The sequence below is a fragment of the Flavobacteriales bacterium genome (assembly GCA_030584065.1).
In the GTDB taxonomy this organism is placed as follows: domain Bacteria; phylum Bacteroidota; class Bacteroidia; order Flavobacteriales_F; family PHOS-HE28; genus PHOS-HE28.
Genome location: CP129489.1, coordinates 885,985 through 910,876, shown reverse-complemented (window position 1 = coordinate 910,876; position 24,892 = coordinate 885,985). Strand labels below are relative to the sequence as shown.

General features: G+C 65.3%; 25 protein-coding genes. 16 read left to right on the top strand and 9 right to left on the bottom strand.

Annotated features, from left to right (window positions below; translation table 11 throughout):
- Positions 1–3 precede the first annotated feature (3 nt).
- From QY325_03880 to QY325_03870, 3 genes are all read right to left on the bottom strand, one after another.
- Positions 4–693 carry an outer membrane beta-barrel protein gene (locus tag QY325_03880; GenBank protein WKZ67071.1) on the bottom strand — a complete coding sequence of 230 codons (690 nt, stop codon included), beginning with the start codon at positions 691–693 and terminating at the stop codon, positions 4–6.
- A 123-nt stretch (positions 694–816) separates the two neighbouring features.
- Positions 817–942, bottom strand: a complete 126-nt coding sequence (locus QY325_03875) for a hypothetical protein (protein WKZ67070.1) — start codon at positions 940–942, stop codon at positions 817–819.
- Between the two features lie 54 nt (positions 943–996).
- A complete protein-coding gene (locus QY325_03870; protein ID WKZ67069.1) occupies positions 997–1,854 on the bottom strand; it encodes a hypothetical protein in 858 nt (285 codons plus the stop codon).
- A gap of 115 nt (positions 1,855–1,969) precedes the next feature.
- Here QY325_03870 and QY325_03865 point away from each other — a divergent pair, with 115 nt between their 5' ends.
- Positions 1,970–2,170 carry a dodecin family protein gene (locus QY325_03865; protein ID WKZ67949.1) on the top strand — a complete coding sequence of 67 codons (201 nt, stop codon included), beginning with the start codon at positions 1,970–1,972 and terminating at the stop codon, positions 2,168–2,170.
- A 162-nt stretch (positions 2,171–2,332) separates the two neighbouring features.
- Here QY325_03865 and ppsA read toward each other — a convergent pair whose 3' ends face one another.
- Positions 2,333–4,705, bottom strand: a complete 2,373-nt coding sequence (gene ppsA, locus QY325_03860; GenBank protein WKZ67068.1) for a phosphoenolpyruvate synthase — start codon at positions 4,703–4,705, stop codon at positions 2,333–2,335.
- 173 nt (positions 4,706–4,878) lie between these two features.
- On the opposite strand from ppsA, the gene QY325_03855 reads away from it, so the two are divergent.
- Positions 4,879–5,355 carry a hypothetical protein gene (locus QY325_03855; protein WKZ67067.1) on the top strand — a complete coding sequence of 159 codons (477 nt, stop codon included), beginning with the start codon at positions 4,879–4,881 and terminating at the stop codon, positions 5,353–5,355.
- Positions 5,356–5,461: 106 nt separating this feature from the next.
- Here the strand turns inward: QY325_03855 and QY325_03850 are convergent, their stop codons facing one another.
- Entirely contained in the window at positions 5,462–5,932 is a 471-nt protein-coding gene (locus QY325_03850) for an Hsp20/alpha crystallin family protein (GenBank protein ID WKZ67066.1), read from the bottom strand.
- Between the two features lie 132 nt (positions 5,933–6,064).
- Here QY325_03850 and QY325_03845 point away from each other — a divergent pair, with 132 nt between their 5' ends.
- Both QY325_03845 and QY325_03840 read left to right on the top strand, forming a co-directional pair.
- Positions 6,065–6,943: a restriction endonuclease gene (locus QY325_03845; GenBank protein WKZ67065.1), complete on the top strand. Its 879-nt coding sequence runs from the start codon at positions 6,065–6,067 to the stop codon at positions 6,941–6,943.
- A gap of 70 nt (positions 6,944–7,013) precedes the next feature.
- Entirely contained in the window at positions 7,014–9,425 is a 2,412-nt protein-coding gene (locus QY325_03840) for a gliding motility-associated C-terminal domain-containing protein (GenBank protein ID WKZ67064.1), read from the top strand.
- On the opposite strand, the gene QY325_03835 is transcribed toward QY325_03840, so the two are convergent.
- Positions 9,426–10,463, bottom strand: a complete 1,038-nt coding sequence (locus tag QY325_03835; protein WKZ67063.1) for a hypothetical protein — start codon at positions 10,461–10,463, stop codon at positions 9,426–9,428.
- 197 nt (positions 10,464–10,660) lie between these two features.
- On the opposite strand from QY325_03835, the gene apaG reads away from it, so the two are divergent.
- The 4 genes from apaG to can all read left to right on the top strand — a co-directional run bounded on the left by apaG (position 10,661) and on the right by can (position 13,698).
- Positions 10,661–11,047: a Co2+/Mg2+ efflux protein ApaG gene (gene apaG / locus QY325_03830; GenBank protein WKZ67062.1), complete on the top strand. Its 387-nt coding sequence runs from the start codon at positions 10,661–10,663 to the stop codon at positions 11,045–11,047.
- Between the two features lie 72 nt (positions 11,048–11,119).
- The gene (locus QY325_03825; protein WKZ67061.1) at positions 11,120–11,413 is read left to right on the top strand and encodes a hypothetical protein; all 294 of its coding nucleotides are present in this window, start codon (positions 11,120–11,122) and stop codon (positions 11,411–11,413) included.
- Positions 11,414–11,485: 72 nt separating this feature from the next.
- Positions 11,486–13,045, top strand: a complete 1,560-nt coding sequence (locus QY325_03820; protein WKZ67060.1) for a SulP family inorganic anion transporter — start codon at positions 11,486–11,488, stop codon at positions 13,043–13,045.
- Positions 13,046–13,062: 17 nt separating this feature from the next.
- A complete protein-coding gene (gene can / locus QY325_03815) occupies positions 13,063–13,698 on the top strand; it encodes a carbonate dehydratase (protein ID WKZ67059.1) in 636 nt (211 codons plus the stop codon).
- Between the two features lie 3 nt (positions 13,699–13,701).
- Here can and QY325_03810 read toward each other — a convergent pair whose 3' ends face one another.
- Genes QY325_03810 through QY325_03800 form a run of 3 tightly spaced genes read right to left on the bottom strand, consistent with a single transcriptional unit; the run spans position 13,702 to position 16,774 of the window.
- Positions 13,702–14,580, bottom strand: a complete 879-nt coding sequence (locus tag QY325_03810; GenBank protein WKZ67058.1) for a hypothetical protein — start codon at positions 14,578–14,580, stop codon at positions 13,702–13,704.
- A gap of 38 nt (positions 14,581–14,618) precedes the next feature.
- On the bottom strand, positions 14,619–16,079 hold the full coding sequence (locus QY325_03805; protein WKZ67057.1) for an NADP-dependent isocitrate dehydrogenase: 1,461 nt from the start codon (positions 16,077–16,079) through the stop codon (positions 14,619–14,621).
- On the bottom strand, positions 16,076–16,774 hold the full coding sequence (locus QY325_03800) for a TetR/AcrR family transcriptional regulator (GenBank protein ID WKZ67056.1): 699 nt from the start codon (positions 16,772–16,774) through the stop codon (positions 16,076–16,078). Before QY325_03800 ends, QY325_03805 begins: the two co-directional genes overlap by 4 nt.
- Positions 16,775–16,850: 76 nt before the next feature.
- Between QY325_03800 and QY325_03795 the strand changes: the two genes are divergently transcribed.
- From QY325_03795 to mscL, 8 genes are all read left to right on the top strand, one after another.
- Positions 16,851–17,366 (top strand): mechanosensitive ion channel, encoded by a 516-nt coding sequence (locus QY325_03795; protein WKZ67055.1) that lies wholly within the window; start codon positions 16,851–16,853, stop codon positions 17,364–17,366.
- A 10-nt stretch (positions 17,367–17,376) separates the two neighbouring features.
- Entirely contained in the window at positions 17,377–18,336 is a 960-nt protein-coding gene (locus QY325_03790; protein ID WKZ67054.1) for a sodium-dependent bicarbonate transport family permease, read from the top strand.
- Between the two features lie 135 nt (positions 18,337–18,471).
- A complete protein-coding gene (gene pruA / locus QY325_03785; protein WKZ67053.1) occupies positions 18,472–20,091 on the top strand; it encodes an L-glutamate gamma-semialdehyde dehydrogenase in 1,620 nt (539 codons plus the stop codon).
- Positions 20,092–20,163: 72 nt separating this feature from the next.
- Positions 20,164–21,606: a PP2C family protein-serine/threonine phosphatase gene (locus QY325_03780; GenBank protein ID WKZ67052.1), complete on the top strand. Its 1,443-nt coding sequence runs from the start codon at positions 20,164–20,166 to the stop codon at positions 21,604–21,606.
- A 71-nt stretch (positions 21,607–21,677) separates the two neighbouring features.
- Positions 21,678–23,414: a DUF349 domain-containing protein gene (locus tag QY325_03775; GenBank protein WKZ67051.1), complete on the top strand. Its 1,737-nt coding sequence runs from the start codon at positions 21,678–21,680 to the stop codon at positions 23,412–23,414.
- Positions 23,411–23,845, top strand: a complete 435-nt coding sequence (locus QY325_03770) for an acyl-CoA thioesterase (GenBank protein WKZ67050.1) — start codon at positions 23,411–23,413, stop codon at positions 23,843–23,845. The genes QY325_03775 and QY325_03770 overlap by 4 nt, the downstream gene beginning before the upstream one ends.
- Complete coding sequence (locus QY325_03765) at positions 23,842–24,375, top strand: DUF6265 family protein (GenBank protein WKZ67049.1); 534 nt, start codon at positions 23,842–23,844, stop codon at positions 24,373–24,375. Before QY325_03770 ends, QY325_03765 begins: the two co-directional genes overlap by 4 nt.
- 58 nt (positions 24,376–24,433) lie before the next feature.
- A complete protein-coding gene (mscL, locus tag QY325_03760; GenBank protein ID WKZ67048.1) occupies positions 24,434–24,856 on the top strand; it encodes a large-conductance mechanosensitive channel protein MscL in 423 nt (140 codons plus the stop codon).
- Positions 24,857–24,892: the final 36 nt, after the last annotated feature.

The window sequence follows — 24,892 nt, the reverse complement described above, 5'->3', positions numbered from 1 at the left end:
GCATCATGAATCCTTCCCGGCAAGCCGCACACCCAACCCGATGCCGATGCTCAACCATGACATGGGCTGCTTGAACGCCTGCAACTTCTGGGTGCCCATTGAGCCGGTCGACTCGCCACCGGTGAATTCCGGCTCCATCGCCTGGTAATCGATGCTGGTGAGCAGGCAGAGCCGCTCCGACAAGCCGAACCGCAGCCCGCCGCCCAACGCCAAGGTGAAGGCCGCCCCGCTCGCCGAGGTCTCCTTCACTTTGCTGCCCGAAGCATCGACACTGACCTCCGGGGAGCTGGCCACGCCCAGGCCTCCCTGCAGCCGCGCCTCAAGGACGATGTTGTCCGAAAGGTCGATGGCGGTGAAGATGCCCAGCATGACGCTCGACGTGGACCATGGCCTGGCCTCCACGCGCACCGTGCCCCCTACGCTCGACGCCAGCGCATCGGCAAGGGCTTGCGCATCCACGGGGTTGGCTGCGGCCCGGATGGTGCCCATGAACCCGAAGGCAGGCACCACGCGGTACCCGCCCGTGGCCTCGAGGAATACACCGGTCCGCGCCAGGCCCGCCTTCTGGTTGGAGAAGGAGTCGCTGGCGAAATCGCCCAAGGGGACCGACGGGCCCAATGAAACAGCCACGTAACCCTTGTCCTGCGCCGAAAGTCCTGCGGCGAGGATAAGCGCGCAGGTCGATGCGATCATTGGTTGATTCGTGATCATGCTGTTCCTTGTTGGTGCATCGCAAGCCTGGCGACGAGACTGCGGATGAAGGATGCCGGTGGTCATATTCTGCTGAATCACGCCTGTAGTCGGTCCCGGGCCGCTTCAAGGGTGAGGCTTCCAGGCCATTCCGCCGAACGGCCGCAGCGTCCCATTGGGCACGATGCGCACTTCGCCGCCCCGTGCCACCTGCTCCTCGATGATGGCGTCCACCAGGTCGATGCCGGGCACGTGATTCGTGCGCTCCGCGAAGAGCGTGGGGTGGGCATTGTCGAGCAGTGCAGCCTAGTGCAGGTCGCGCTCCACGAAGAGCACGCCGGGGTTGCCGTCCTGCACCACTGTCCAGATGGCATCGGGCGCGGCCGTGATCCGCGGCGCTGACTGCGCCATGCGCGCGAAGTCCGAGAGGTCGCGGCGCTTCCGGTCCACGTAGGCCACCTGCCAGGCAAAGCCCACCAGTTCGGCATCGGATACGTCCACCTCGCCGGGCTCGAGCTTGCCCACGTAGATGCCGGGATAGCGCACCACTGCGATGTACCGGCGCTGAATGTCTGCAGGGGCATGCAGCACCACCGTGGCATCCTTCCCGATGGCGCGCCGCACGGCCTCGTCCACTCGGCGGTGGAAGCGCTGGTCCGGGTCCTCCCCTTCAGCAGCTTGGTCAGCACCCGTGGCATCCATCCTTAGCGGGAAGGCGCCGCCGTGCTCGCCGATGAGGAAGGCATCCTGCGCCTCCAGCAGCCGCGCACGGTCCCATGACAGCACAAGCACATGATGGTGGATGGTATCCAATCCGCTGCGGAGCAGGTCGCGGGTGAAGAAGCTGCTGCCCACGGTGACGCGCTCGGGCACGGCGAAAGGCAAGCGCACGAGCTCGGCATGCGCCGCGCTGGCGAAAAGCGCGAGCCCGGGCCGCTCATCGGGTGCGCCGAGGGTGTCGAGCTCCTGGCGCGCCCGCTGCAGCACCGCTTCCGCACGGTCGTCGCCATAGTGCGGGCGCATCAGCAGCATGGCCTCGCCCAAGGCGTCCTCCAAGTGCCGGTGCAAGCGGGTGGCGTCTCCCGAAGCCTTGGCCGTGGTGATGGAGATGCACGGATCCGCGCCGTATTGCTTCAATCGTGCGATGATGCCACTGAATTCCATGGTGCGCGAGGGATTACCAGAATGAATTTCAACGAAGATGGCCCGACGCATCCTGATGAAGGTCAGTTGGAATCGCGCGGATCGCATGGACCTTCATCCGACAAATCCCATCACCATGAGCGTACTGAAGGTCATCGAGGTCCTCGCGAACTCCAAAGTGGGTTGGGAGGATGCCGCACAGCAGGCTGTGAAGAAGGCCACGCGGACGTTGAAGAACATCCGCTCCATCTACATCCAGGACCAGAGCGCGTCCGTGGAGAAGGGCCGGATCACGGAGTACCGGATCACGGCCAAGGTGACGTTCGAGCTGGAGTGAGGCCTGCGGCCCCGGCCTGCCGGATTGCGTGCAAGCGCTCAAGGGCGGGGGAAGGGGCGATTATTGTCCATTCATCCGGCCAAGGGAGGCGCGGCAATGGATGACATGCGAAAGATGGTGTAGCCAAGATGGGCTTGGCGCATGGCGTGGCGCACATCCGGTTCATGCATCATGCTTCCCGCGCCAGCCCTCCTCGGCCAGCCGGATGTTCTCCATGCCCTTTAGCAGCGCATCCGGGTTGAAGCTGATGCTGTCGATGCCCTGCTCCACGAGGAACTGCGCGAACTCGGGCATGTCGCTGGGCGCTTGCCCGCAGAGGCCGATGCGCGTGCCGGTGGCCTTGGCGGACGCGATCACGGAGGCGATGAGCTCCATCACCGCTGGGTCCTTCTCGTTGAAGAGCTCGCTCACGATGGCCGAATCGCGATCGAGGCCCAAGGTGAGCTGCGTGAGGTCGTTGCTGCCGATGGAGAAGCCGTCGAAGTGCTGGGCGAATTCCCTGGCACGGATCACGTTGCTCGGGATCTCGGTCATCATGTAGACCTCCAGCCCGTGGTCGCCGCGCTTCAACCCGAGCTCCGCCATCAGCTCCACCACGCTCCGCCCCTCCTCCACCGTGCGGCAGAAGGGGATCATCAGCTTCACGTTGGTGAGGCCCATGTCCTCGCGCACGCGCTTCATGGCGGCGCACTCCAGCGCGAAGCCCTCGCGGTAGCGTTCGTTGTAGTAGCGTGAGGCGCCGCGGAAGCCCAGCATCGGGTTCTCCTCCTCCGGCTCGAAGGTCCTGCCGCCGATGAGGTTGGCGTACTCGTTGGTCTTGAAGTCGCTCATGCGCACGATGACGTCGTGCGGGTGGAAGGCCGCCGCGATGGTGCCCACGGCCTGTGCCAGCTGGTCGATGAAGTACTGGCGCTTGTCCGGGTAGTGGCGGGTGATGCGCGCGATCTCGGCCTTGGCCGCGGCGTCCTCCAGCGCATCGTAGCGCACCAGCGCCATGGGGTGGATGCGGATGGCGTTGTTGATGACGAACTCCAGGCGCATGAGGCCCACGCCCCGGTGCGGCAGGAAGCTGTGGCGGAAGGCCTGTTCCGGGTCGGCCACGATGAGCATCGCCGGCGTGCGCGAGGGCTTCACGGTGCGCAGGTCCACGGCATGTTCCTGCCAGGCCACGCGGCCGTCGTACACCTTGCCGGTGCGGCCCTCGCAGCAGCTCACGGTCACCTCCTGGCCGTCCTTCAGCCTGGTGGTGGCATCGCCCGCGCCCACGATGGCCACGGTGCCCATCTCGCGCGCCACGATGGCGGCATGGCTGGTGCGCCCGCCCTTGTTGGTGACAATGGCCGCGGCGCGCTTCAGCAGCGGATCCCAGTCGGGGTTGGTGATGTCGGTGACGAGCACTTCGCCGGGCTGGAGCTGGTCGCCTTCCGCAGGGCTCTTCAGGATGCGCACACGACCCGCCGCGATGCCGCTGCCCACCGCACTGCCCTTCACCAGGGCCGTGCCCTTCTCCGGCAGGGAGTAGGTGGTGAGGCGGTAAGGATCACGCCCGGAGTGGATCGTCTCCGGCCGGGCCTGCACGATGTAGAGCAGGCCGTCCTCCCCGTCCTTCGCCCACTCGATGTCCATGGGCCGGCCGTAGTGGTCCTCGATGGCCAGAGCCCAGCGCGCCACCTGCAGCACCTCCTCATCGTTCAGGGTGAAGCGGTCGCGTTGTTCCTCCGGCGTGTCAAGGTTCACCGTGCCGCCGCCTTCGGCATAGGACATGGTGCTCTGCTTGGCGCCCAGCCTGCGCTGCAGGATGGCCATCCTCCCTTCGCGGAGCGTGGGCTTGAAGACCTGGAACTCATCGGGCACCACGGCGCCCTGCACCACGTTCTCGCCCAGCCCCCAGTTGCCGGCGATGTGCACCACGTTGCGGAAGCCGCTCTCGGGCTCCAGCGTGAAGCACACGCCCGCACTGCCCAGATCGCTGCGCACCATGCGCTGCACACCGATGCTCAGCGCCACGTGCATGTCCGGGAAGCCCATATCCTGCCGGTACTTGATGGCCCGCTCCAGGAAGAGCGAGGCATAGCAGCGCTTGGAGGCATCGAGCAACGCCTCGGCGCCGCGCACGTTGAGGAAGCTCTCGTGCCTTCCGGCGAAGCTGGCGGTGGGGAGGTCCTCGGCGGTGGCGCTGCTGCGCACGGCCACGGGAGGTCCGCCCATCCCTTGGTACGCAGCGCGGATGGCATCCTCCAGGTCCTTCGGCCAGGGTGCGGCGAGGATCAGCGCACGGGCCTCCTCCGCGATCGCGCCCAGGTTGGATAGCCCATTCCGATCGAGCCGTGCCATGAGCGCCTCCAGCGGTGCGCGCAGACCGTTGCCATCGATGAAGTGCCAGTAGCCTGCACTGGTCACTGCGAAGCCGCCGGGCACGCGGATGTCTTGGGCGGACAATGTCCCGATCAGCTCACCGAGCGAGGCGTTCTTGCCGCCCACCTGCGCCACATCGGTATTGCGCACGGCGGCGAGGTCCTTCACGAAGTCGTTCATGGCGAAAATCTACCGCACTGGGCGAACCGCCTCCCTGCTGATCGTCAGTGACCATCCACCGGGCCGGGCCGCTGTGTGGTTACTTCGCAGGGCATTCCTGCATGGCCGCATCCGCCCCGAAACCCCATCGCATCGAGTTGCGCCTGCGGAATGCCATGGCGTTGTTCAACTCCATGGACCCTTCCCCTTTCCAGGAGAAGGACCTCGATGCGGATGCGGAGGAGTTCATCGTCAGTTGGGCGCGTGAGCACCCCATGAATGCGCCACTGGTGCTCAGGGTGCATCTGGAGGAACCGTCGGAGGCCGACGCCATGGGCCTGCTCGGCGATGCCGTGCGCAACTATTTCGCCTATCGCAGCAAGCTGCTCAGCCGTGAGTTCCGCCAGCTCATGCGGCAAGCACGTACCAGCCTGCTTATCGGCCTCAGCTTCCTCGCCGCCTGCCTGGTGGTGAGCCGATACCTGCTGCCGGAGGAAGGCAATACGCTGGTCAACTTCCTGCGCGAGAGCCTGGTGATCGCCGGATGGGTGGCCATGTGGAGGCCGCTGGAGCTCTACCTTTACGATTGGTGGCCCCTGCGCCGGAAAGGCCGCCTGTACCAGCGGCTGTCACACATGAAGGTTGAACTGGTCCGACCGAAGCCCGGCTGAATCACCCTAATGGCCACCGCCCGCTTCCGGAGCGAGAATCGGAAAGAGAAGGCGGAGCGCTCCCGCGTTCCGCCTTCCGCGACCGGACGAAAGCCCGGGCTCTCGCTCAGTCGATCTTGATCTCCTTGGGCTTCCCCTCAGGGACAGCCTTGGTCTTCTTCAGCGTGAGCCGCAGCACGCCTTCATCGAACTTCGCCTGCAGGCTGTCAGCATCGGTATGCTCCGGCAGGACGAAGGAGCGGCTGAAGGAGGAATAGCTCCACTCCTTCCGGGTATACCCCTTCTTCTCTTCCTCGCTCTCGGACTTCTTCTCGCTGGCGATGGTCAGGATGCCATCCTTCACCGTCACCTTCAGATCGTCCTTCTTGTAGCCGGGGGCCGCCAGCTCAATGGCGAAATGGTCCGTGTTGTCCTTGATGTTCACGGCCGGCAACTCGCCTCCCTTGAAGAAGGCGCGGTCGAAGAGGCGCGATGGCTTGAAGCGGTCGTCATCGAGCAGGCCTTCAGGGAATCCGAAGACATCGTCATCGAAGAACTTGGACAGCAGGGAGCGGCGGGCGGGAAGAAGGGTTGACATGGCATTTCGGTTTTGTTACACCCCGAAGTGACTCATCCTAATCGCCGCAATCCATGATTTCGGTCAGCCCGGCGGTCTTGCATCCGGTGCCGACCCTCAAGCACCAGTGAAGCCATACACTAACCTTGCAGGATGCCGGCTCCCGTGCTCATCACCAAGGCCAGCGGCGAGGTCGCCGAATTCGATCGTGCACGCCTGCAGGCCTCGCTGGAGCGGTCGGGTGCGTCGCCCGAAGTGAGCGCACGCATCGCCGAGGACATCGGCCCGCTGGTGAAGCCGGGCATGAGCACGCGCCGGATCTATCGGATGGCCTTCGGGATGCTGCGCAAGAAATCCAAGCGGGTGGCCGCGCGCTACCGCCTGAAGCAGGCGATCCTGGACCTCGGCCCATCTGGGTTCCCCTTCGAGCGGTTCATCGGCCGGATCCTGGAGCATGATGGATACCGCGTGCAGGTGGGGGTGCTGGTGCAAGGCCGATGCGTGACGCATGAGGTGGACGTGGTCGCCGATAAGGCCGACCAGCACTACCTGGTGGAATGCAAGTACCACAACACCCCGGGACGGGTGTGCGATGTGAAGGTGCCCCTGTACATCAAGGCCCGGTTCGATGATGTGCTGGAGCAGTGGAAGGGGATGCCGGGGAACGGCCATCGGTTCACGCACGGCTGGCTGGTCACCAACACGCGATTCACCGCCGATGCCATCGAATACGGGGAGTGCGCCGGCCTGCGCATGGTGGGCTGGGACCATCCCGCCAGAGGGGGCCTCAAGGACCGCATCGACCGCTCCGGGCTCTACCCCCTCACCTGCCTCAGCAGCATCACCCACGCGGAGAAGGAACGGATGCTGGCCAATGGGCTGGTGCTGGCCCGCGATGTGCTCGAAGCCCCAGCCCACCTCGCCGAGGCGCTGGTTCGTGGCCCGCGGGTCAAGGCCGTGCTGGAGGAGGCCGAATCGCTCTGCGCCGGGGCGCCGCAGGGCGGTGGACCGAAAGGCAGAGGGGCGGCGTGAGCGGATCCTTAACAGTCCGTGACCATCCGGTGCGCCCCGGCCACCGACCTTTGCGCCCCGCCATCGGCAAATGTCCAGCTCCGCTCTTCTGCGCCTCTCGATTCCCGCCCTGGCCCTCATCGGCTCGGCGGGAGCGTTCGGCCAAGTGCCATCCAAATGCCTCGAGATCGAGAGCGTGCTGGTGGATGCCTGCAACAACAACTGCCCTGGGGCCCAGGAGGGAGAGAACGAGATGTTCCGGTTCATCACCGGGCCATCGCCTATCGCCCTGAGCAATCTCGCAGCGGATTGGGCCACCCAGAACGCATTCCTCGGCTGGGTGCAGAATGCCGCCACTGCCAGCCTCACGGCCCAGCTCAATGCCACCATTACCAATTGCGGCTGGCTGCTGGAGCCGCCGAACGGGGTCATCCCCCCGGGCCGCCGCGTGCTGGGCATCACCAGCACCGCCATGTGCATCAACGGCAATTCGCTCGCTGGCCTGAGCGACACCCTGTATGTGATCTACCAAGCCCCGGGGAACACCTTCGGGCACTTCAAGAACACGAACAACAGCAACGCCATCACCCCGAATCCCACGGGCACGAACAGCTTCCGCACCTTCATCCTCCAGGCATCCGGCTCCACCTCGTGCAGTGATTCCGTCACCTACAACGAGGCTTTGCTGGTGAATCAGGTCGGAACCTATGGGGGGAACTGGGCCCAGAACGATGGCAGCACCGTGGCGGCCAGCTGGCCGGGGGTGCCGCAGCTGAGCTACATGAACCAAGGGTGCCAGGCGCCCATCGTGCCGATGACGGCGGAAATCCTGAGCGATCCAGTGCCTGTGCCCTGCGGGGCCACGGTGCCGCTGGTAGGCGCCGCATCGGGCAACATCGCGTCGGTCTTCTGGACCGGAGGTGCAGGCACGTACTCCGACCCCAACGGCACCGCCACCGCCTACACCTTGGACGTCGCCGAGACCAACGGCGCCATCCTGAGCTTCTGCGCGGTGAGCATCTGCGGCGACACGCTCTGCGACCAGGTGCAGATACCCGTGGATCCCGCACCGGTTCCGGCCATCGTTTCGGCACCCCCTTCCATTGCCTGCGACGGAGCGGCCACGATGATCGGCGAGGTGACGGGGTCGGCCGTAGGCACCTTCTGGTCCGGTGGGGCCGGAGCGTGGTCGAATGTGTCTGCCGCCGGGGCCACCTATGCGCCGGGGCCGGAGGAGTCCGGTGATGTAGGGCTCTCCTTCTGCGCGGTCAGCGCCTGCGGCGATACGGTATGCACCGGCTTCACCCTCACGGTGCAGGGGGATCCGGCCGCCGGCATCGCTGCGGATGGCCCCACCACCTTCTGTGCAGGCCAAGCCGTCCTGCTCACCGCCTCAGGTGGAACGGGCTACCTATGGAGCACCGGCGCCACCGGAGCATCGATCATGGCGCAGGAGTCGGGGCTTTATTCGGTTACGGTTACCAGTGCCTGCGGCGCATCGGAGGCCAGCATCACCATCACCGTGCTGCCGCCGCCCGTGGCCGAGGCCTCAGGGCCCGCCACGGCCTGCCCGGGACAGCCCTTCACTCTGGAGGCGAGCGGCGGGGCCACGTACACCTGGTCCACCGGGGCGACCACGGCATCGGCCGTGGCCTACCAGCCCGGCAGCTACGCCGTGGTGGTCGCGGATGCGTGCGGAAGCGACACGGCCACCGTCACCGTCGCTCAGGGCGAGTCGTTCGCACCGGTATTCACCGCGGATGCTTCGGAGGGCTGTGCACCGCTCTGCGTGCGCTTCACGGCTGACCAACAGCAGGACGCCCTCTACACCTGGACCTTCGGTGACGGCGGCACCGCAACCGGAGGGTCGGCTGAGCACTGCTTCGCCGCAGGTGCGTACACGGTCTCGCTCAGTGCCGCACCGAATGGCTACGCCGGCCTTTGCCCGGCCACTTGGTCGCTGCCCGTCCCGATCGATGCTTGGCCGGCTCCAACCGCTGCCTTCGCCGTTTCGCCGCCGGTGACCACCATCGAGGAACCAGACATTCGCTTGATCGACGGCTCTGTTGGCGCCGATTCGCTGACCTGGACCCTCGGCGATGGCTGGGCGGTGAGCACTGAGCGCTCCCCCGCCTTCAGGCTCGATTCCGTGGCCTGCTACCCGATCCGCCTGCAAGCGCTCAACACGCATGGCTGCATCGCTGAGGCCAGCGGCGCCGTGTGCATCGAGGACCCCTTCCTCCTGTGGGTGCCCAACGCCTTCACGCCCAACGGCGACGGGTTCAACGACACGTTCTTCGCGGTCACCAGCGTGGCGCAGCCCAGGGAATTCACATTGTCCGTATTCGACCGGTGGGGGCGCAGCATCTTCACGAGCACCTCGCCGGTAATCGGCTGGGACGGCAGCGATGCCCCCAATGACCTCTATGTGTGGAGGCTCTGGATCAGGGATACGCTGGGGAAGCGCCACGAGCGCACCGGCCACGTGACCCTAATCCGCTGATCACTCTTTCAAGACCCGGATGCGCTGCTTCAACCGGGTGAACTCGATGGTGTAAAGGCCAGCCGGTATCCTGCTGATGTCCAGCATCGCGCCCTGACGGATGGTACCGCCCCCCACCAGCAATCCGCGCGCATCAAGGAGCAGGTAGGGCTCATCGCGCTGCAGGGCCGGCTCGATGCGAACGAGTCCCATGGTGGGGTTCGGCACGGCCTTGAGCGCCCCCCCTCGCGGCGCGGGATCAACGCCCAGCGAACAGTCGATGTCGAACAGCGTCACCGTGTTGTTGCCGCTGTTGGGGATGCAAACGCGATGGTTCACCGCGTCGAAGTCGATGTCAGCCGGGTTGTTCAATCCCGGAACGGCGAGGTCCACTCCCGGCGCGGAGAAGGTGGGCTCGTATTGCGTGATGCGGTCGGGCGACCAGGAGGCCACCAGGAACCGGCCCAGGCAATCGATGGTGACGCCATCGATCTGCGTGAGGCCGGTATTGGCTACCAGGGTGGCGGATGCTCCGGTGTCCCGATCGTACGACTTGATCGGTGCATTGGCGCCCCAGAAGACCACCACCAAGCGATTGCCCACAGAGTCCCACACGATGCCGTTGGGCTGCCCTCCGGTATTGGCCACCAGCGTGGTATGCGTATTCGCCACGGGATCCACCTTGTAGATGCGCTGCGCTGCTGCCGGGAAGTCGGTCACGTACAGGTACTGACCATCGGTGGTGATCCCGTTCAGGAAACTGCCTCCCAGGCTCCGGTTGAAGACCTGCGCGCCGGTGGCGAGGGAATAGCCCTTCACGCTTCCGCCGCTGCAGGCGTAAAGCACATCGCCCATGATCTCCAGTCCATAGGGTGCCGGGCTCACGCTCGCGAAATCGCTCACGTCACCGGCCTGGCTGCGCACCCGGATCACCGACGCAGCGGTGTTGCTCACGAAGTAGCGATCGCCCACCGGATCATACTCCACACTCTCCGGCCCATTGTACTGGGCCGCAGCAGGCACGGCGGTGAGGAGCAGGAAGAGGAGGCTCGAGCGCATGGGGGTGGGCTTCAGCTGCAACGGTAGGCGATTGCCGAATCGGTGCCCTCAGGGATCCGACGGACTTATCCACAGGCCCTCTGTGCGCCCACCGGGATCCGACCGGCTGCGGGCGGAGGCTGCCCCGCATCAGGGCTGATGGTGATGAGATGCACAGGGCCGCACGATCCCGGGCGCCGGCGCGTTAACCTTGCATCATGGGAACCGTCGCCACCCGGGGCGTCGTCGTATCGGCCAAGGCCCGATTCGAGCCTGCGCACAGCGATCCGAAAGCGGCACGCTTCATCTTCAGCTACCGCATCACGATCGCCAACCGCGGCAAGGAGGCCGTGCAGCTCCTGCGGCGGCATTGGATCATCAGGGACAGTCTGGCAGCGCCCCGTCAAGTAGAGGGTCCGGGCGTGGTGGGTGAAACACCGGTGATCCAACCCGGTGAAGAATACAGCTACAGCAGCGCCTGCGACCTGCGGAGCGCATTCGGGCGCATGGAGGGCACCTACCTCATGCGGTACGTGCCGGGCGGACAGGTTTTCCGTGCGGCAATCCCGGTGATGCAGCTGCTTACGCCAATTTCTGCTAATTGACCCGATGCCCCCTGCGGGCTGGGCATGGGCCGCTATTTTCGCGGCCGAAAGATGAGCCCGAGCAGGACAGGAATGAGTGCACTCAAGCGCACCGCCACGCGGTGGGCCGAGGCCCTGTTGCTGAGCGCCTTCCTGCTCTTCACGCCCCAGCTCATGGGTGCGATGTGCTCAACGGAATGGAGCGACCTTGGGATGCAGACCGCCCCGCTGCTGGAAGAGGAGGTGGTTAAGCACACGCATGAATTCCACGTTTGCCTGGACTGCTCAGGCCGTGATGAGCATGACCTGCATCCGCCAACGGCGGACTGGGGATGCCCCGTGCGCATGTTCAGCCAGGTCGCCGTACCGCCGCCGAAGCGCGGTTGATACCTGCGCTGTGCCAGTAGCCGGGGTCCGCATCCGGCATCCGTCGACGGTTGTTGCCATATCCTATTTCGCATGCTCTCGAAATTGAAGCAGGACCTTCCTGCATCGCTGGTCGTCTTCCTCGTTGCGCTTCCGCTCTGCCTGGGCATCGCCGTGGCCTCCGGGGCACCGCCCGTTTCGGGCATCATCGCGGGGGTCATCGGCGGGCTGGTGGTGGGGGCCATGAGCGGATCGCCCTTGGGCGTCAGCGGCCCAGCCGCCGGGCTCACGGCCATCGTGGCCATGGGGATCACGGAACTCGGCTCCTTCGAGGTCCTGCTGGGTGCCGTGGTGGTGGCCGGTGCCATCCAGCTTGGGCTCGGTGCCGCGCGGGCAGGCATCATCGCCTATTACTTCCCGAGTTCCGTCATCAAGGGCATGCTGGCCGGCATCGGCGTCATCATCATCCTGAAGCAGATCCCGCACGCCTTTGGGGATGACCAGGACCCCATGGGCGACGAGAGCTTCGAGCAGCCTGACAAGCTCAATACCTTCCAGGAAATCGGCGTGGCCCTTCAGAACCCCAGCTGGGGAGCACTGCTCATCACTCTCGCTTGCCTTGGGCTCATGCTGCTCTGGGAACGGCCCGCCATCCAGCGGAACCAGGTGCTGCGCTATGTACCGGGCCCGCTGCTCGCGGTGGCCTTGGGCATCCTCATGGCACTGGGCTTCAGCGGAATCCCCGCACTGGCCATCGATGCCGGACACTATGTGCAGCTGCCCGACCTCACGGACCTGGGGTCATACGTGCTGCCATCCTTCTCCGGAATCGCCGATCCCGCGTTCTGGCGCATTGCCTTCACGCTGGCCGTTGTAGCCAGCATCGAGACGCTGCTGTGCGTGGAGGCCACGGACAAGCTGGACCCGCAGAAACGCATCACACCGGCCAACCGGGAGCTCTTCGCCCAAGGAGCCGGCAACATGCTCAGCGGACTCCTGGGCGGTCTGCCCCTTACGCAGGTCGTGGTCCGCAGCTCGGCCAACATCCAGAGCGGCGGCCAGACCAAGCTCTCGGCCATCCTCCACGGCGCTTGGCTCCTGGTGTCGGTATTCACCATCGCCGGCCTACTGCGGCTCGTGCCCTTGGCCAGCCTCGCGGCGGTCCTCCTGCTCGTAGGCTACAAGCTCACGAAGCCTTCCCTGTATACCTCCATGTGGAAGCAAGGGCTGCCCCAGTTCCTCCCCTTCCTGATCACCGTGGGCTTCATGGCGGTTACCAACGATCTGCTGCGAGGCGTCATCCTCGGCCTGATCGTGGCGTTCATCCACATCCTCTGGAAGAACTACAAGGTGCCCTTCCACTTCGACCCCAACCGTTACAAGCCGGGCATGCCGGTGTACATCACGCTCAGTGAGGACGTCACCTTCCTGAACAAGGCTGGAATCAAGCGCACGTTGCATGCCCTGCCTGACAAAGCCCGGGTTGTGATCGATGCCGGCCGATCGCTGGACCTCGATCCCGACGTGCGCGAGATCATCGAGGAGTTCACCCTGGCGGCACCGGACCGCGGCATACGGGTGCAGCTCATGAACTTCCCGCCCAAGCCCGGGGAAGCGCGCCGACCGGGCACGATGCTGGCCGACCCTCAATGAACGAAACCCGAACAACCATGGATAGCTACCGCCGACTTCTCCTCAACAACAAGGCCTGGGCCGAGGACACGGTTACCCGTGACCCTGAATTCTTCCACCGGCTGGAAAAGGTGCAACGCCCCGAATTCCTCTGGATCGGCTGCAGCGACAGCCGGGTGCCCGCCAACGACATCACCGGCACCCAGCCCGGAGAGATCTTCGTGCACCGCAACATCGCCAACATGGTGGTGCACACCGACCTCAACCTGCTGAGCGTGCTCCAGTATGCCGTGGAATACCTGAAGGTGAAGCACGTCATCGTATGCGGCCACTACGGATGCGGCGGCGTGCAGGCGGCCATGACCCATCAATCGCTGGGCCTCATCAACAAATGGCTGCGCAACATCAAGGACGTCTATCGCCTGCACAAGGCGGAGGTGGACGCGCAACCCGATGAGCAGTCGCGCCTCGACCGCCTGGTGGAGCTCAATGTGCAGGAGCAGGTGCTCGACCTCTCGAAGACCAGCATCATCCAGAAAGCCTGGAAGGAGCGCGGCGGCCCGCACCTGCACGGATGGGTCTATCGCCTGAGCGACGGGCTGGTCAAGACCGTCTTCGAGATGGAGGCCGGTGCTGAGATCGACCCGATCTACCGGTTCGACAACCTGGACTGAGCCTCAGGGGTTGCAGTGTGCGCAGTGCTGCGGATCCTCTTCCACCCTTCCGTCCGGACGGCCCTCGAACTGCACATGGCCGCACGCCCAGCAACCGCGCTCCATGCTGCGCACACTCTCCGTGGGCCATCCGCATAGGGCGCAGGGCAGCCCGCTCCGCGTGCCGGTGATGCGGAACCAGCAGGCCCCGCACACCGGGCAGCAGCGAGACAGCTCATCGGCAAAGCGCTCCGCCGTCTCGCCGATCACCCGCATGCGCGTGGGGTTCATCATCGCACGCATGTCCGTCTCCAACCAGCAGGACCCATGCGCCTCCACGAGCGTGGAGACCAGGGCGCGCAGCCGATGCGGATCGGTGATGCCCTTGTGCACCGGATCGCCGGGGCGCCAATGCTCGCGGGGCCGCGCAACCAAGGCATGCTCCGGGAAGCGGAACCGCTGCGCGAAGGCCATCGCGCCGGCCTCATCGCGGACCTCCTCGCCGCCGAAGACCGTTTCCAGCGAGACATGCCGGTGCGTGAAGACCATCCCGTCGCGCGCGTCGTAGAGCACCAGGAACTCCTCGTCGCAGGGCATGAAGGGCGCCGGCGGATACGGACCGAATGAGCCCTCGCTGGCCACCACCAGGTCCATCCCGCTGGCCTCCGCTCCATGGCGCGCCTTGGCGATGCAGGCCTCCACGGGATCCAGGTCGCGCGCCACCTCGCCGCTGAAGGCGCCGAAGCGGTCGGTGTCCACATCCGGGATGGCCACGGCCCCGTCGATGGGCAGCACGCGCATCAGCGCGGGGCCGATCACCTGCTCCTTGCCGTGCATGGTGGCCACCCCGAGCGTGCGCCCGGCGAAGCGGTCAAGGCTGTTCTGCATGGCGTCGGCGCGCATCAGCGTGGCAAGGGTTCAGGCCCGTGAGGGCCATGGCATCACTCCCCCTGCCCCAGCGAGAAGCCCCGCACGTGGTCGAAGAGGTAGAGGTTCTCCGTCTTGACCACATCGATGCCCGCCTCGGTGAGCAGGTGCAGCAGCTGCACCACCTGCCGCTGGCCGATGGGCATGTACGTGGCCTTGCTGTCATCGATGGCGACATCGGGCCCCACGAAGCGGCAGCGCCAGTGGTCGGTGCAGAAGGTCTCCGGGAAGCCCTCGGGCCACACCTTCACGCCGCGGTTGGTGATCAGCTTCAGCTTCAGCATGCCGTGCGACGCCTTCTGCAGCCGCGCCGCCAGCTCGTCGGGCTTGCTTGAGGGGTCGCATACGAACACATCCACGCCGCAGAGCTCGCGCTTCACCGCGGGACGGTCGTAGACGAACTTGAGGTCCGTTCCGTGCTTCATCTCCACGCTGCTCAGCTGCTTGGGCTTGCGGCCCAGGCGCTCGATCACCGCATCGGCGAACCCGGTGGTGCCCACGCGCTTCTTCGAAATGCCCTCCTGGAAGATGTCGCCGGGGTGGAGACCATCCTCCAGCGTGCAGAGCCAGGCGTTCTGGATGGCCTCCGCCTTCTCGGGCAGGCCCAGGTGCACGAGCATCATGCAGGCCGCGTTGAGCATGGCGCTGGGGTTGGCGATGCCCTGGCCGGCGATGTCGGGGGCGCTGCCGTGGATGGCCTCGAACATGCTGATGCGGTCGCCGATGTTGGCGCTGCCCGCCATGCCCACGCTGCCGGTGAGCTCTGCGGTGACGTCGCTGATGATGTCACCGTAGAGGTTCAGCGTCACGATCACATCATAGCGGTTGGGCTGCGTGGCCACGCGCGCGGTGCCGATGTCGATGATCTGGATCTCCTGCTGCAGGCCGGGATACTCCTTGCCCACGCGGCGGAACATGTCGGCGAACATGCCGTCGGTGAGCTTCATGATATTGTCCTTCACCAGGCAGGTCACCTTCTTGCGGCCGTTGGCATGCGCGTACTCGAAGGCGTAGCGGATGATCTTCTCGGTGCCGGGCAGGCTGAGCACCTTGAGGCATTGGAACACATCGGTGGTCTGGCGGTGCTCGATGCCCGCGTAGAGGTCCTCCTCGTTCTCGCGCACCACCACCACGTCCATGCCCGGGTGCTGCGTGCGCACGAACGGGTGGAAGCTGCGGCACGGGCGCACGTTGGAGTACAGGCCCAGCGTCTTGCGGATGGTGACGTTGAGGCTCTTGTAGCCCGAGCCCTGTGGCGTGGTGATGGGGCCCTTGAGGAACACGGGGTTGCGGCGCAGCGCGGCCCAGGCCTCGGCGGGGATGCCACTGCTGTTGCCGGAGAGGTAGACCTTCTCGCCCACCTCGATGTGCTCGTAGGTGAGGCCGCATTGCGCGGCATCGAGGATGCGGAGCACGGCATCGGTGATCTCGGGGCCGATGCCATCGCCTTTGGCTACTGTGATCGTCAGGCTCATTTCTTCTTCAGGGGTTGTGCGTGGTCCAGGTACGTGATGGTGCGGTGCAGGAGATGCTGCGCCAGTTGCTTGAGGTCCTTGCGGCTGCTGAGCTCGGTGAGCGAGGGCAGGTGCTCCATGGCGAAAGGCAGGCTATGCGCCATCTCGATCACCGTGGTGGCGAAGGAGCGCGGCCAGGGCACATCGGCGCGGCAGGCCACCAAGCGCTCGGCCATGAAGGCGCTGAGCTCCTTGTAGGGCATGAAGAGGCGCCGGGCATTGTCGTCATCCACATTCTTGTGCAGGTAGCTCTTCATGCCCTCCTCGATCACCAGGCGACGCAGGGCGTGCGGGTCGAGTTGGAGCGGCGGCAGTGGCTTGGGCCAGACGCCGCAGATGGCCTCCACGATCTCCTCCAGTGCCTCACGCGGGTCGCGCGCGCGCTCGGCGATGCGGCCGCATACCTGCCGCAGCCAGAGCCAATAGAGCTGGTAGTAGTACTGGAGGAGCCGCTGCTTGTTGGGGAAGTACTTGTAGAGCGTGACCTCCGTGCTGCCCATGCGGTCCGCGAGCTTCCGGAAGGTGAAGGCCTCCAGACCGAGCTCGTTCATGAGCCCAAGCCCCTCCTCCAGCATGCGTTGGCCGAGCTCCGTGGATTCGGGATCCTTGAGGGACAAGGCCGTATCGGGGCGGAGGTGGAGGCGCGCGGCGGCCATTGCGGGGGCGAATATAGTATTACTTAACCTTCCGGATAGTTTCACTTACTTCGCCCCGCCGGAGGAAGCCCCACGCATGGACGAATTCATCTCAGGCCATCGGATCCAGCTGATCGAGACGGCCATCGCCTTGGCGGCATTCCTCTTCCTGAAGACCGTCTCCCGCTGGCTTGTGCGCAGCGCCGTATTGAAGCTCGCCTACAAGGTCAAGGAGGAGCGCGAGGTGATGCGCCTGATCCGCCTGCTGCTCTTGCTCCTGATCACCGTGGTGCTCACCGCCATCTGGGGCGTGAAGCAGAACGAGATCCTGTTGTTCGCGGCCTCTGCGTTCACGGTCCTGGGCGTGGCCTTCTTCGCTGAGATGTCGATCCTGTCGAACATCACGGCTTTCCTGGTTCTCTTCTTCCAGCACCCGGTCAAGATCGGCGACCGCATCCGGCTGAAGGATGGCGAACAGGATGTAGAGGGAGTACTCACGGACATCTCCTACTTTTTCACCTTCATCCGGCAGGATCACGGCGCAATGACCACGGTGCCCAACTCAGTGCTGCTGAAGTCCTCCTTCACCGTCACCGAACCCGATCGGCCCTAGGTCGCGCCCCATGGACTTCTCCGTCCTCCTCTCCAACCTCACCAATCCCACCCTGCTCTTCTTCGTGCTGGGCATCGTCGCCTTCCTGGTGAAGAGCGACCTGGAGATACCGCCCACCACCATCAAGTTCATCTCCCTCTACCTGCTGTTCGCCATAGGCTTCCGCGGAGGGCAGGAGCTGGCCCACGAGCACCTCACGGCCCAGTTCATGGGCGAGCTGGTCTTCGGCATGGCCATCGCCAGCGCCATCCCGGTCTATGTCTTCTTCCTGCTGAAGCGCAAGCTGGGGGTCCAGAATGCCGGCGCGATCGCGGCAGCGTTCGGGTCGGTGAGCGCGGTGACCTTCGTGGCGGCGAGCGGATTCCTGGAGGCGAAGGATCTGCCCTTCAGCGGCCATATGGTGGCGATCATGGCCCTGATGGAGAGTCCGGCCATCATCGTGGGAATGGTGCTCCTGATGCGGTATGACAAGGGGGGCGAGCGCCCCACGCTGGGCAGCATGCTCAAGCACAGCCTCACGAATGGCAGCGTGCTCATGCTCATCGGCAGCCTCATCATCGGCATGGTGGCCGATACGAAGCAGGCGGAGGGCATCAAGCCCTTCACCACGGACATCTTCAAGGGCTTCCTGGCGGTCTTCCTGCTGGAGATGGGCATGGTCACCGCCGCCCGCTTCGGTGCCTTCCGCCGCTACGGGCTCTTCGTGAGCGCGATCGCCGTGCTGGCCCCGCTCGTCAACGGCTGTGCGGTGGCCTGGCTCAGCGGCTTCATCACCCCGGCGCCGGGCGACCGGTTCATGTTCGCCATCCTTGCCGCCAGCGCCAGCTACATAGCCGTGCCGGCATCCATGCGCCTGGCGGCTCCCAAGGCCGACCCGGGCCTCTACATCCCCATGGCGCTGGGGGTCGCCTTCCCCTTCAACATCACGGTGGGCATGCCGCTCTACCTGGCCATCGTGCAGGCCGCATAGCCGCCGCATGAGCGCGGCGACAATCGGCGGCGACCACTGACGCCCATCAGGGATATCTTCGTCGCGCGCCGTCGGGCTTCCTTGGCAGTCTTGCAGGCAGGTGACCGCAAGGCAGGAGGCCCCAGCCGTACAACCATGAGCTACAACGTCCCCCTTCCCAAGAATGAGCCTGTGCTGTCCTATGCCCCCGGGACGCCGGAGCGCACCGCGCTGCAGGCCGAGATGGATCGCCGCCTGCGCGCCCGGATCGACGCACCGATGTGGATCGCCGGCCATGCCATCGAGACCAAGGATGCGCGGAAGATGAGCCCTCCGCACAAGCATGCCCACCTCCTGGGCCATTCGCACCATGGCGAAGCGAAGCATGTGAGGGCGGCCATCGATGCGGCGCTGAAGGCCAAGCGGGATTGGGAGTTCATGCCCTTCGAGGAGCGGGCCGCCATCTTCCTGCGCGCCGCCGACCTCATCGCCGGCCCCTACCGCGCCAGCATCAATGCCGCCACCATGCTCGGCCAGGGCAAGAACGCCTATCAGGCCGAGATCGACAGCGCCTGCGAGCTCATTGACTTCCTGCGCTTCAACGTGGCCTATGCGCAGCAGATCCACCGCGACCAGCCCATCTCCTCCCCCGGTGTGTGGAACCGCTTGGACTACCGCCCGCTCGAGGGCTTCGTGTTCGCCCTCACGCCCTTCAACTTCACGGCCATCGCCGGCAACCTGCCCAGCAGCGCCGCCCTCATGGGCAACACCGTGGTGTGGAAGTGCGCCGACACCCAGGCCTACAGCGCGCAGGTGCTCATGGAGGTGTTCATGGCCGCCGGCCTGCCGCCGGGCGTCATCAATCTGGTGCACGTGAGCGGGCCGGTGGCGGGCGATGCCATCTTCAACCACAAGGACTTCGCGGGCATCCACTTCACCGGTAGCACCGGCGTGTTCCGGAACATTTGGCAGACCATCGGCAACAACCTGCCCAAGTACCGCAGCTACCCGCGCATCGTGGGCGAGACCGGTGGCAAGGACTTCGTGCTGGCGCACCCCAGCGCCGACCCCAAGGTGATCGCCACGGCCCTCTCTCGCGGCGCCTTCGAGTTCCAAGGGCAGAAGTGCAGCGCCGCCAGCCGCGCTTACATCCCGGCCAACCTGTGGCCCGATGTGAAGAAGGAACTCCTCGCCGACCTTGCCGACATGAAGATGGGCGACCCGCGCGACTTCTCGAACTTCATAGGCGCGGTGATCGACGAGAAGTCCTTCGACAAGATCATGGGCTACATCGCCGGGCTGAAGCAGGACAAGAAGAACATCCAGATCATCGCCGGCGGCAAGGGCGACAAGAAGACCGGGTACTTCATCGAGCCCACCGTGGCCGTGACCAAGGACCCCCGTAGCGTCACCATGTGCGAGGAGATCTTCGGGCCGGTGCTCACCATCCATGTCTACCCGGAGAACAAGTGGCTGGATACCCTGAAGCTGGTGGATGGCACGGGCGAGTACGCCCTCACCGGATCGGTGATCAGCAACGACCGAGCCTCCATCATCCAGGCCACCGAGGTGCTGCGCCACGCGGCCGGCAACTTCTACATCAACGACAAGCCCACGGGTGCGGTGGTGGGCCAGCAGCCCTTCGGCGGCGCGCGCGGCAGCGGCACCAACGACAAGGCGGGCAGCTACCTCAACCTCATCCGCTGGGTTAGCCCCCGCACCATCAAGGAGACCTTCGTACCGCCAACGGACCACAGGTACCCGTTCCTGGGCTGATTCGGTCACCTTTTCGGTCCCATTCCCGTAGGAACGTCCGCCGGAGCCTGAAGCCCCTCCGGCGGATTCCCGTTGCAAGCTGCCCAGAAAGCCGGTTCGCGCCGCATCCTGCGCCTCCTCTATGGCACCCTCGTGGTGCTCTGCGCGGCCTTCATCGGTGCGGCCCACTGGCACGAGTTGCGCAGCCAGCGCCAGGAGGCCCTGGACCGGCTGGGCACCGTGGCGGCCACGCTGGCCGACCAGATCCCGGCGCGGCACCCGTCGCTGCTGATGGAGAAGTACGGAGCTGCCGGGCTCATCATCCGCCCCACGCAGGATGCCCGCTACTTCCTGGTGCATGAGCAGCTCAGAAAGGCCGCTCTGCGCAATGGCCTTCAAGCGCCCTTGCTGGTGGTGGCCGCCGATGAGCGCGGCCGCATGGTGGTCATCGCCACCTCCGAGGAGCAGCCGCGATTCAGGGAGCCAGCGGCGCCTTGGGGCTCCGACAGGCTCAGCACGGAGGCCGTGCGGCGCATGGATGACCAGTGGATCCTTGCGGCAGAGCCCATCATCGATGAGCGAGGCGCGGTCAATGCGCAGGTCCTCGCCCGCATGCCCGTAACCCAGGCTGAAGCCGGCGCGTTTGCAGCGCTGCTGCGCCATATCGTGGTGGCGCTGCTCCTGTTCGGATTGGCCGGGCTCTTCCTCCTGCGGTCCGTCGGCCATTGGGTCAGGCAGAACGAAGCGGACCGGATCGCCCTGGCTGCGCGCAACCTCGACATCTCGGACAGCATCGCTTACGCCGGCCGCATCCAACGGGCGCTGGTGCCCCCGGCCTCGGCCTATCGCGAGTTCTTCGACGCCGCCTTCATCATCGACCGGCCCAAGGACCTGGTGAGCGGCGACTTCCATTGGTGCCACCGCGTCAGCCCCGACGTCTGCTTCGTGGCGGCCGCCGATGCCACCGGCCACGGCCTGCCTGGCGCCATGATGGCCGCCATCGGCTGCTCACTCCTGAACGAGATCGTGCCCGCCCATGCCGAAAAGGACCCATCCGAGATCCTCGGCATGCTCAACACCCGGGTGGTCACCACCCTGCACCAGCAGGGGCAGCGGCGCGGGGGGGGCGACGGCATGGACATCGCCCTGTGCCGCATCGACCGTGCGCAGCGCGAGATCCTGTTCGCCGGCGCGTTCCGGCCTCTCTTCTGGCTGCATGACGGCCAGTTGTCCGTGATCAATGGCGACCGCCAACCGGTGGGTGGCGCGCACCACGAACTCGACCGCCGCTTCACCTGCCACCGCCTCGCCTATGCCCCAGGCGACCGCATCTACCTCTTCAGCGACGGCTACGTGGACCAGTTCGGCGGACCCGAGCGCAAACGGTTCATGAGCGACCGCCTCCAGCAGCTCCTCGAGCGCAACCTGGCGGAACCCATGGACCGGCAGGCCGAACTGCTTGAGCAGGCCTTCCTCGCCTGGAAGGGGGCCGAGGAGCAGGTGGACGATGTATGCCTTCTGGGCATCGCCGTCTAGTCCTAACAGGCTGTCGCAGCGCATCCCTCTATATTTGGGCGGACGGCCGCGAAGGCCTCAACGACCAACGCATGGCCACGAAAGCAGAGCTGCTCGCCCGGCTCCAGGAACTCGCCTCACAGGAGGATGTCGAAACCGCCGCCGAGGCGGTGGAAGTGACAAAGGAGGCCTACGAGGCCCTGGTAGCCGCCCAGCAGCAGTCGGAGCCGCAGCCCGAAAGCGGTGCGTCGGAGGGTGAAAGCGCTCCGGAAGGACCGGTCGCCATCGAATCCGCGCCCCTGCTCGATGAGGAGGACAAACGGTTCAAGCAACTGCTGGACGCCTTCAATCAGCGGGTGAACGACCTGCGGCGCAAGAAGGCCAAGGAAGAAGCGGACAACCTGGCGGCCAAGCAGGCGGTGATGGAGGAGCTCAAGGCCCTCATCGCCAGCGAGGAGAACATCGGGTCGGCGTTCAACCGGTTCAAGGACCTGCAGGAGAAATGGAAGGCCATCGGCAATGTGCCCGGCCAAGCCTACCGCGACCTCCAGCGGGACTACAGCCACCTGCTCGACGAGTTCTTCTATCACATCCGCATCTACAAGGAGCTGCGCGATCACGACCTGCGCAAGAACACCGCGCTCAAGCAGGCCCTGGTGGCCGATGTGCAGTCCTTGGCCCAGAAGGACGGCGTGAAGGAGCTGGAGCATCATATCCGCGACTACCAGGAGAAGTGGCAGCAGATCGGCCCTGTGGTGAAGGAGGAATGGGAAGCCATCCGTGACGGGTTCTGGAACGCCACGCGCGTGGTGTACGACAAGATCAACGAGCATTACCGCGCCCGCCGCGCCGAGCATGAGGCGAACCTGCTGGCCAAGCAGGCCCTGGTGGAGAAGGTGGCGGCGCTCACCGGCGAACTGAAGGCGCAGAGCGCCAAGGAGTGGAAGGAACTCACCGACCAGGTGATCGAGCTGCAGAACGCCTGGAAGTCCATCGGATTCGCCACCAAGAAGGAGAACGAGCGCGTGTGGAAGGAGTTCCGCGACCAGTGCAACGCCTTCTTCCAGGCCAAGCGGGACTGGTTCGACCAGCTCAAGGACCAGTACAAGGCCGCCCGCGACAGGAAGAACGCCCTGCTCAACGAGGCCATCGCGCTCAAGGACAGCACCGAATGGAGGAAGACCGCCGACCGGCTCAAGGCGCTTCAGCAGCAGTGGAAGGAAGCCGGCAGCGCCGGTCCGCGAGACGAGAACAAGCTATGGACCCGCTTCCGCGAGGCCTGCGACGCCTTCTTCCAGAACCGGAAGGCGGTCTTCGAGAAGCAGGATGCCGAGCAGGCCGTGAACGTGCAGGCCAAGGAAGCGCTGATCGCCGAGGTCGAGGCCTATCAGCACACCGGGGAGCGCAGCAAGGACATGGAGGCCCTAAGGGCCTTCAGCGCACGCTGGATGAGCACCGGGCGCGTATCCCCCAAGGTCTTCGATGCGCTCAACGAGCGGTACCGTGCGGCGCTCGACAAGCATTACGGCCAGCTGAAGGTGGAGGCCGATGAGCGCCAGCGCATGCGCTTCCAGGACCACCTGGAGGAGCTGAAGAGCGGTCCCGACGGGAAGCATGGCATCGAACGGGAGAGCCGCTTCATCAAGCGGAAGATCGAGGAGCTCGAGGGCGAGATGCGCCAGATGGAGAGGAACATGGGCATGTTCAACTTCAAGAGCGCCAGCGGCGAGGAGATGAAGCGCGAGATGCAGAAGAAGATCGATAAGCTGGGCCGCGATGTGGAGCGCCTCAAGGGCCAGCACCGCGAATTGCTGAAGGAGCTGCGGTGAGCACCCCCTCCCCCTATGCCGTCAGCTTGCCGGTGGACGTGGCCTGGGGCGAGCAGGATGCCTTCGGCCATGTGAACAATACGGTGTACTTCCGCTACTTCGAGAGCGCACGCATGCACTACCTCCAGCGCATCGGCGTGCTCCGGTCGCATGACGAGCACGGCGTCGGCGTCATCCTGGCCAGTACCACCTGCGACTTCAGGCGCCCTGTGCAATGGCCACAGCGGCTCACCGTAAGGACCGGCTGCACCGCCATCGGGCGCACGAGCTTCACCATGACGTACGAGATCACCGACGAGCAAGGCGCGGTGGTGGCCACCGGCACCAGCGTGCAGGTCATGTACGACTACCGCGCGGCAGCGAAGACCGCAGTTCCCGTGGCGGTCCGCGAGGCCATCGCTGTGCTTCAGGGACCTAGCTTCGCAGGATGAAGCACGCCCTCCTCCTCGGCGCCGCAGGCCTGATCCTGAGCTGCGGGGCGCCTACGGCCTCACCGGACACGGATGCCGCGACCGGCCCCGCACCGGCGGATCGCCGGGTGAACCGATTCGGCGAACTCATGCCCAAGCTGATGGGCGATTGGATCGACGCCGAGAGCGAGCCCGGCGCTGTCATTCATGAGCGCTGGAAGCCGACGGGCAACGGAACCTACTCCGGCATCGGCTTCGTGATGGCCGACAAGGACACGGTGTTCATCGAGCACCTGTGGGTCGCATCAGACAGCATGGGGGCCATCGCCTACAACGTACGCGTGCCATCGCAGGATGCCGGTGCACCGGTAGCCTTCTCCCTGACGGAGTGCGCGGGTGACAGCATGGTATTCGAGAACCCGATGCACGATTTCCCCCGGCGCATCGCCTACGCGCTGCAGCACGATGGCACTTGGTACGCCACAGTGTCCGGTCCCGGAAAGGACGGTTCGCCCCGCACGCTGAGCTACCGTTTCAAGCCGGCGCCCTGACCCCCGTTCCGGAAGAGGCTTCTATATTCGTCGAAACCAAACACCCCGCACCATGGGCATGATGAAGGAGTTCAAGGAGTTCGCTATGAAGGGCAACCTCGTCGACATGGCGGTTGCCTTCGTCATGGGGGCCGCTTTCGGTAAGGTGACCAGTGCTTTCATCGACGGGATGGTGATGCCGCTCGTCGGACAGCTCACCGGCGGGGTGGACTTCAACGACAAGAAGCTCGTGCTCACCAAAGCAGCAGCCGAGGTGAAGGATGCATCGGGTGCCGTGATCCAACCCGCCGTGACCGAGGTGGCCGTGAAGTGGGGCACCTTCATCACCATGACGATCGAATTCCTGGTCATCGCCTTCGTCATGTTCATGGTCATCAAGGCCATCAATCGAATGAAGAAGGCCGAGCCTGCTCCGCCCCCCCCCGGCCCCACCAACGAGGAGAAGCTCCTCATGGAGATCCGGGATGCGCTGAGGAAATAGCCCTCCGTGGTTCGAAGCCCCTTCGCCCGGCGATGG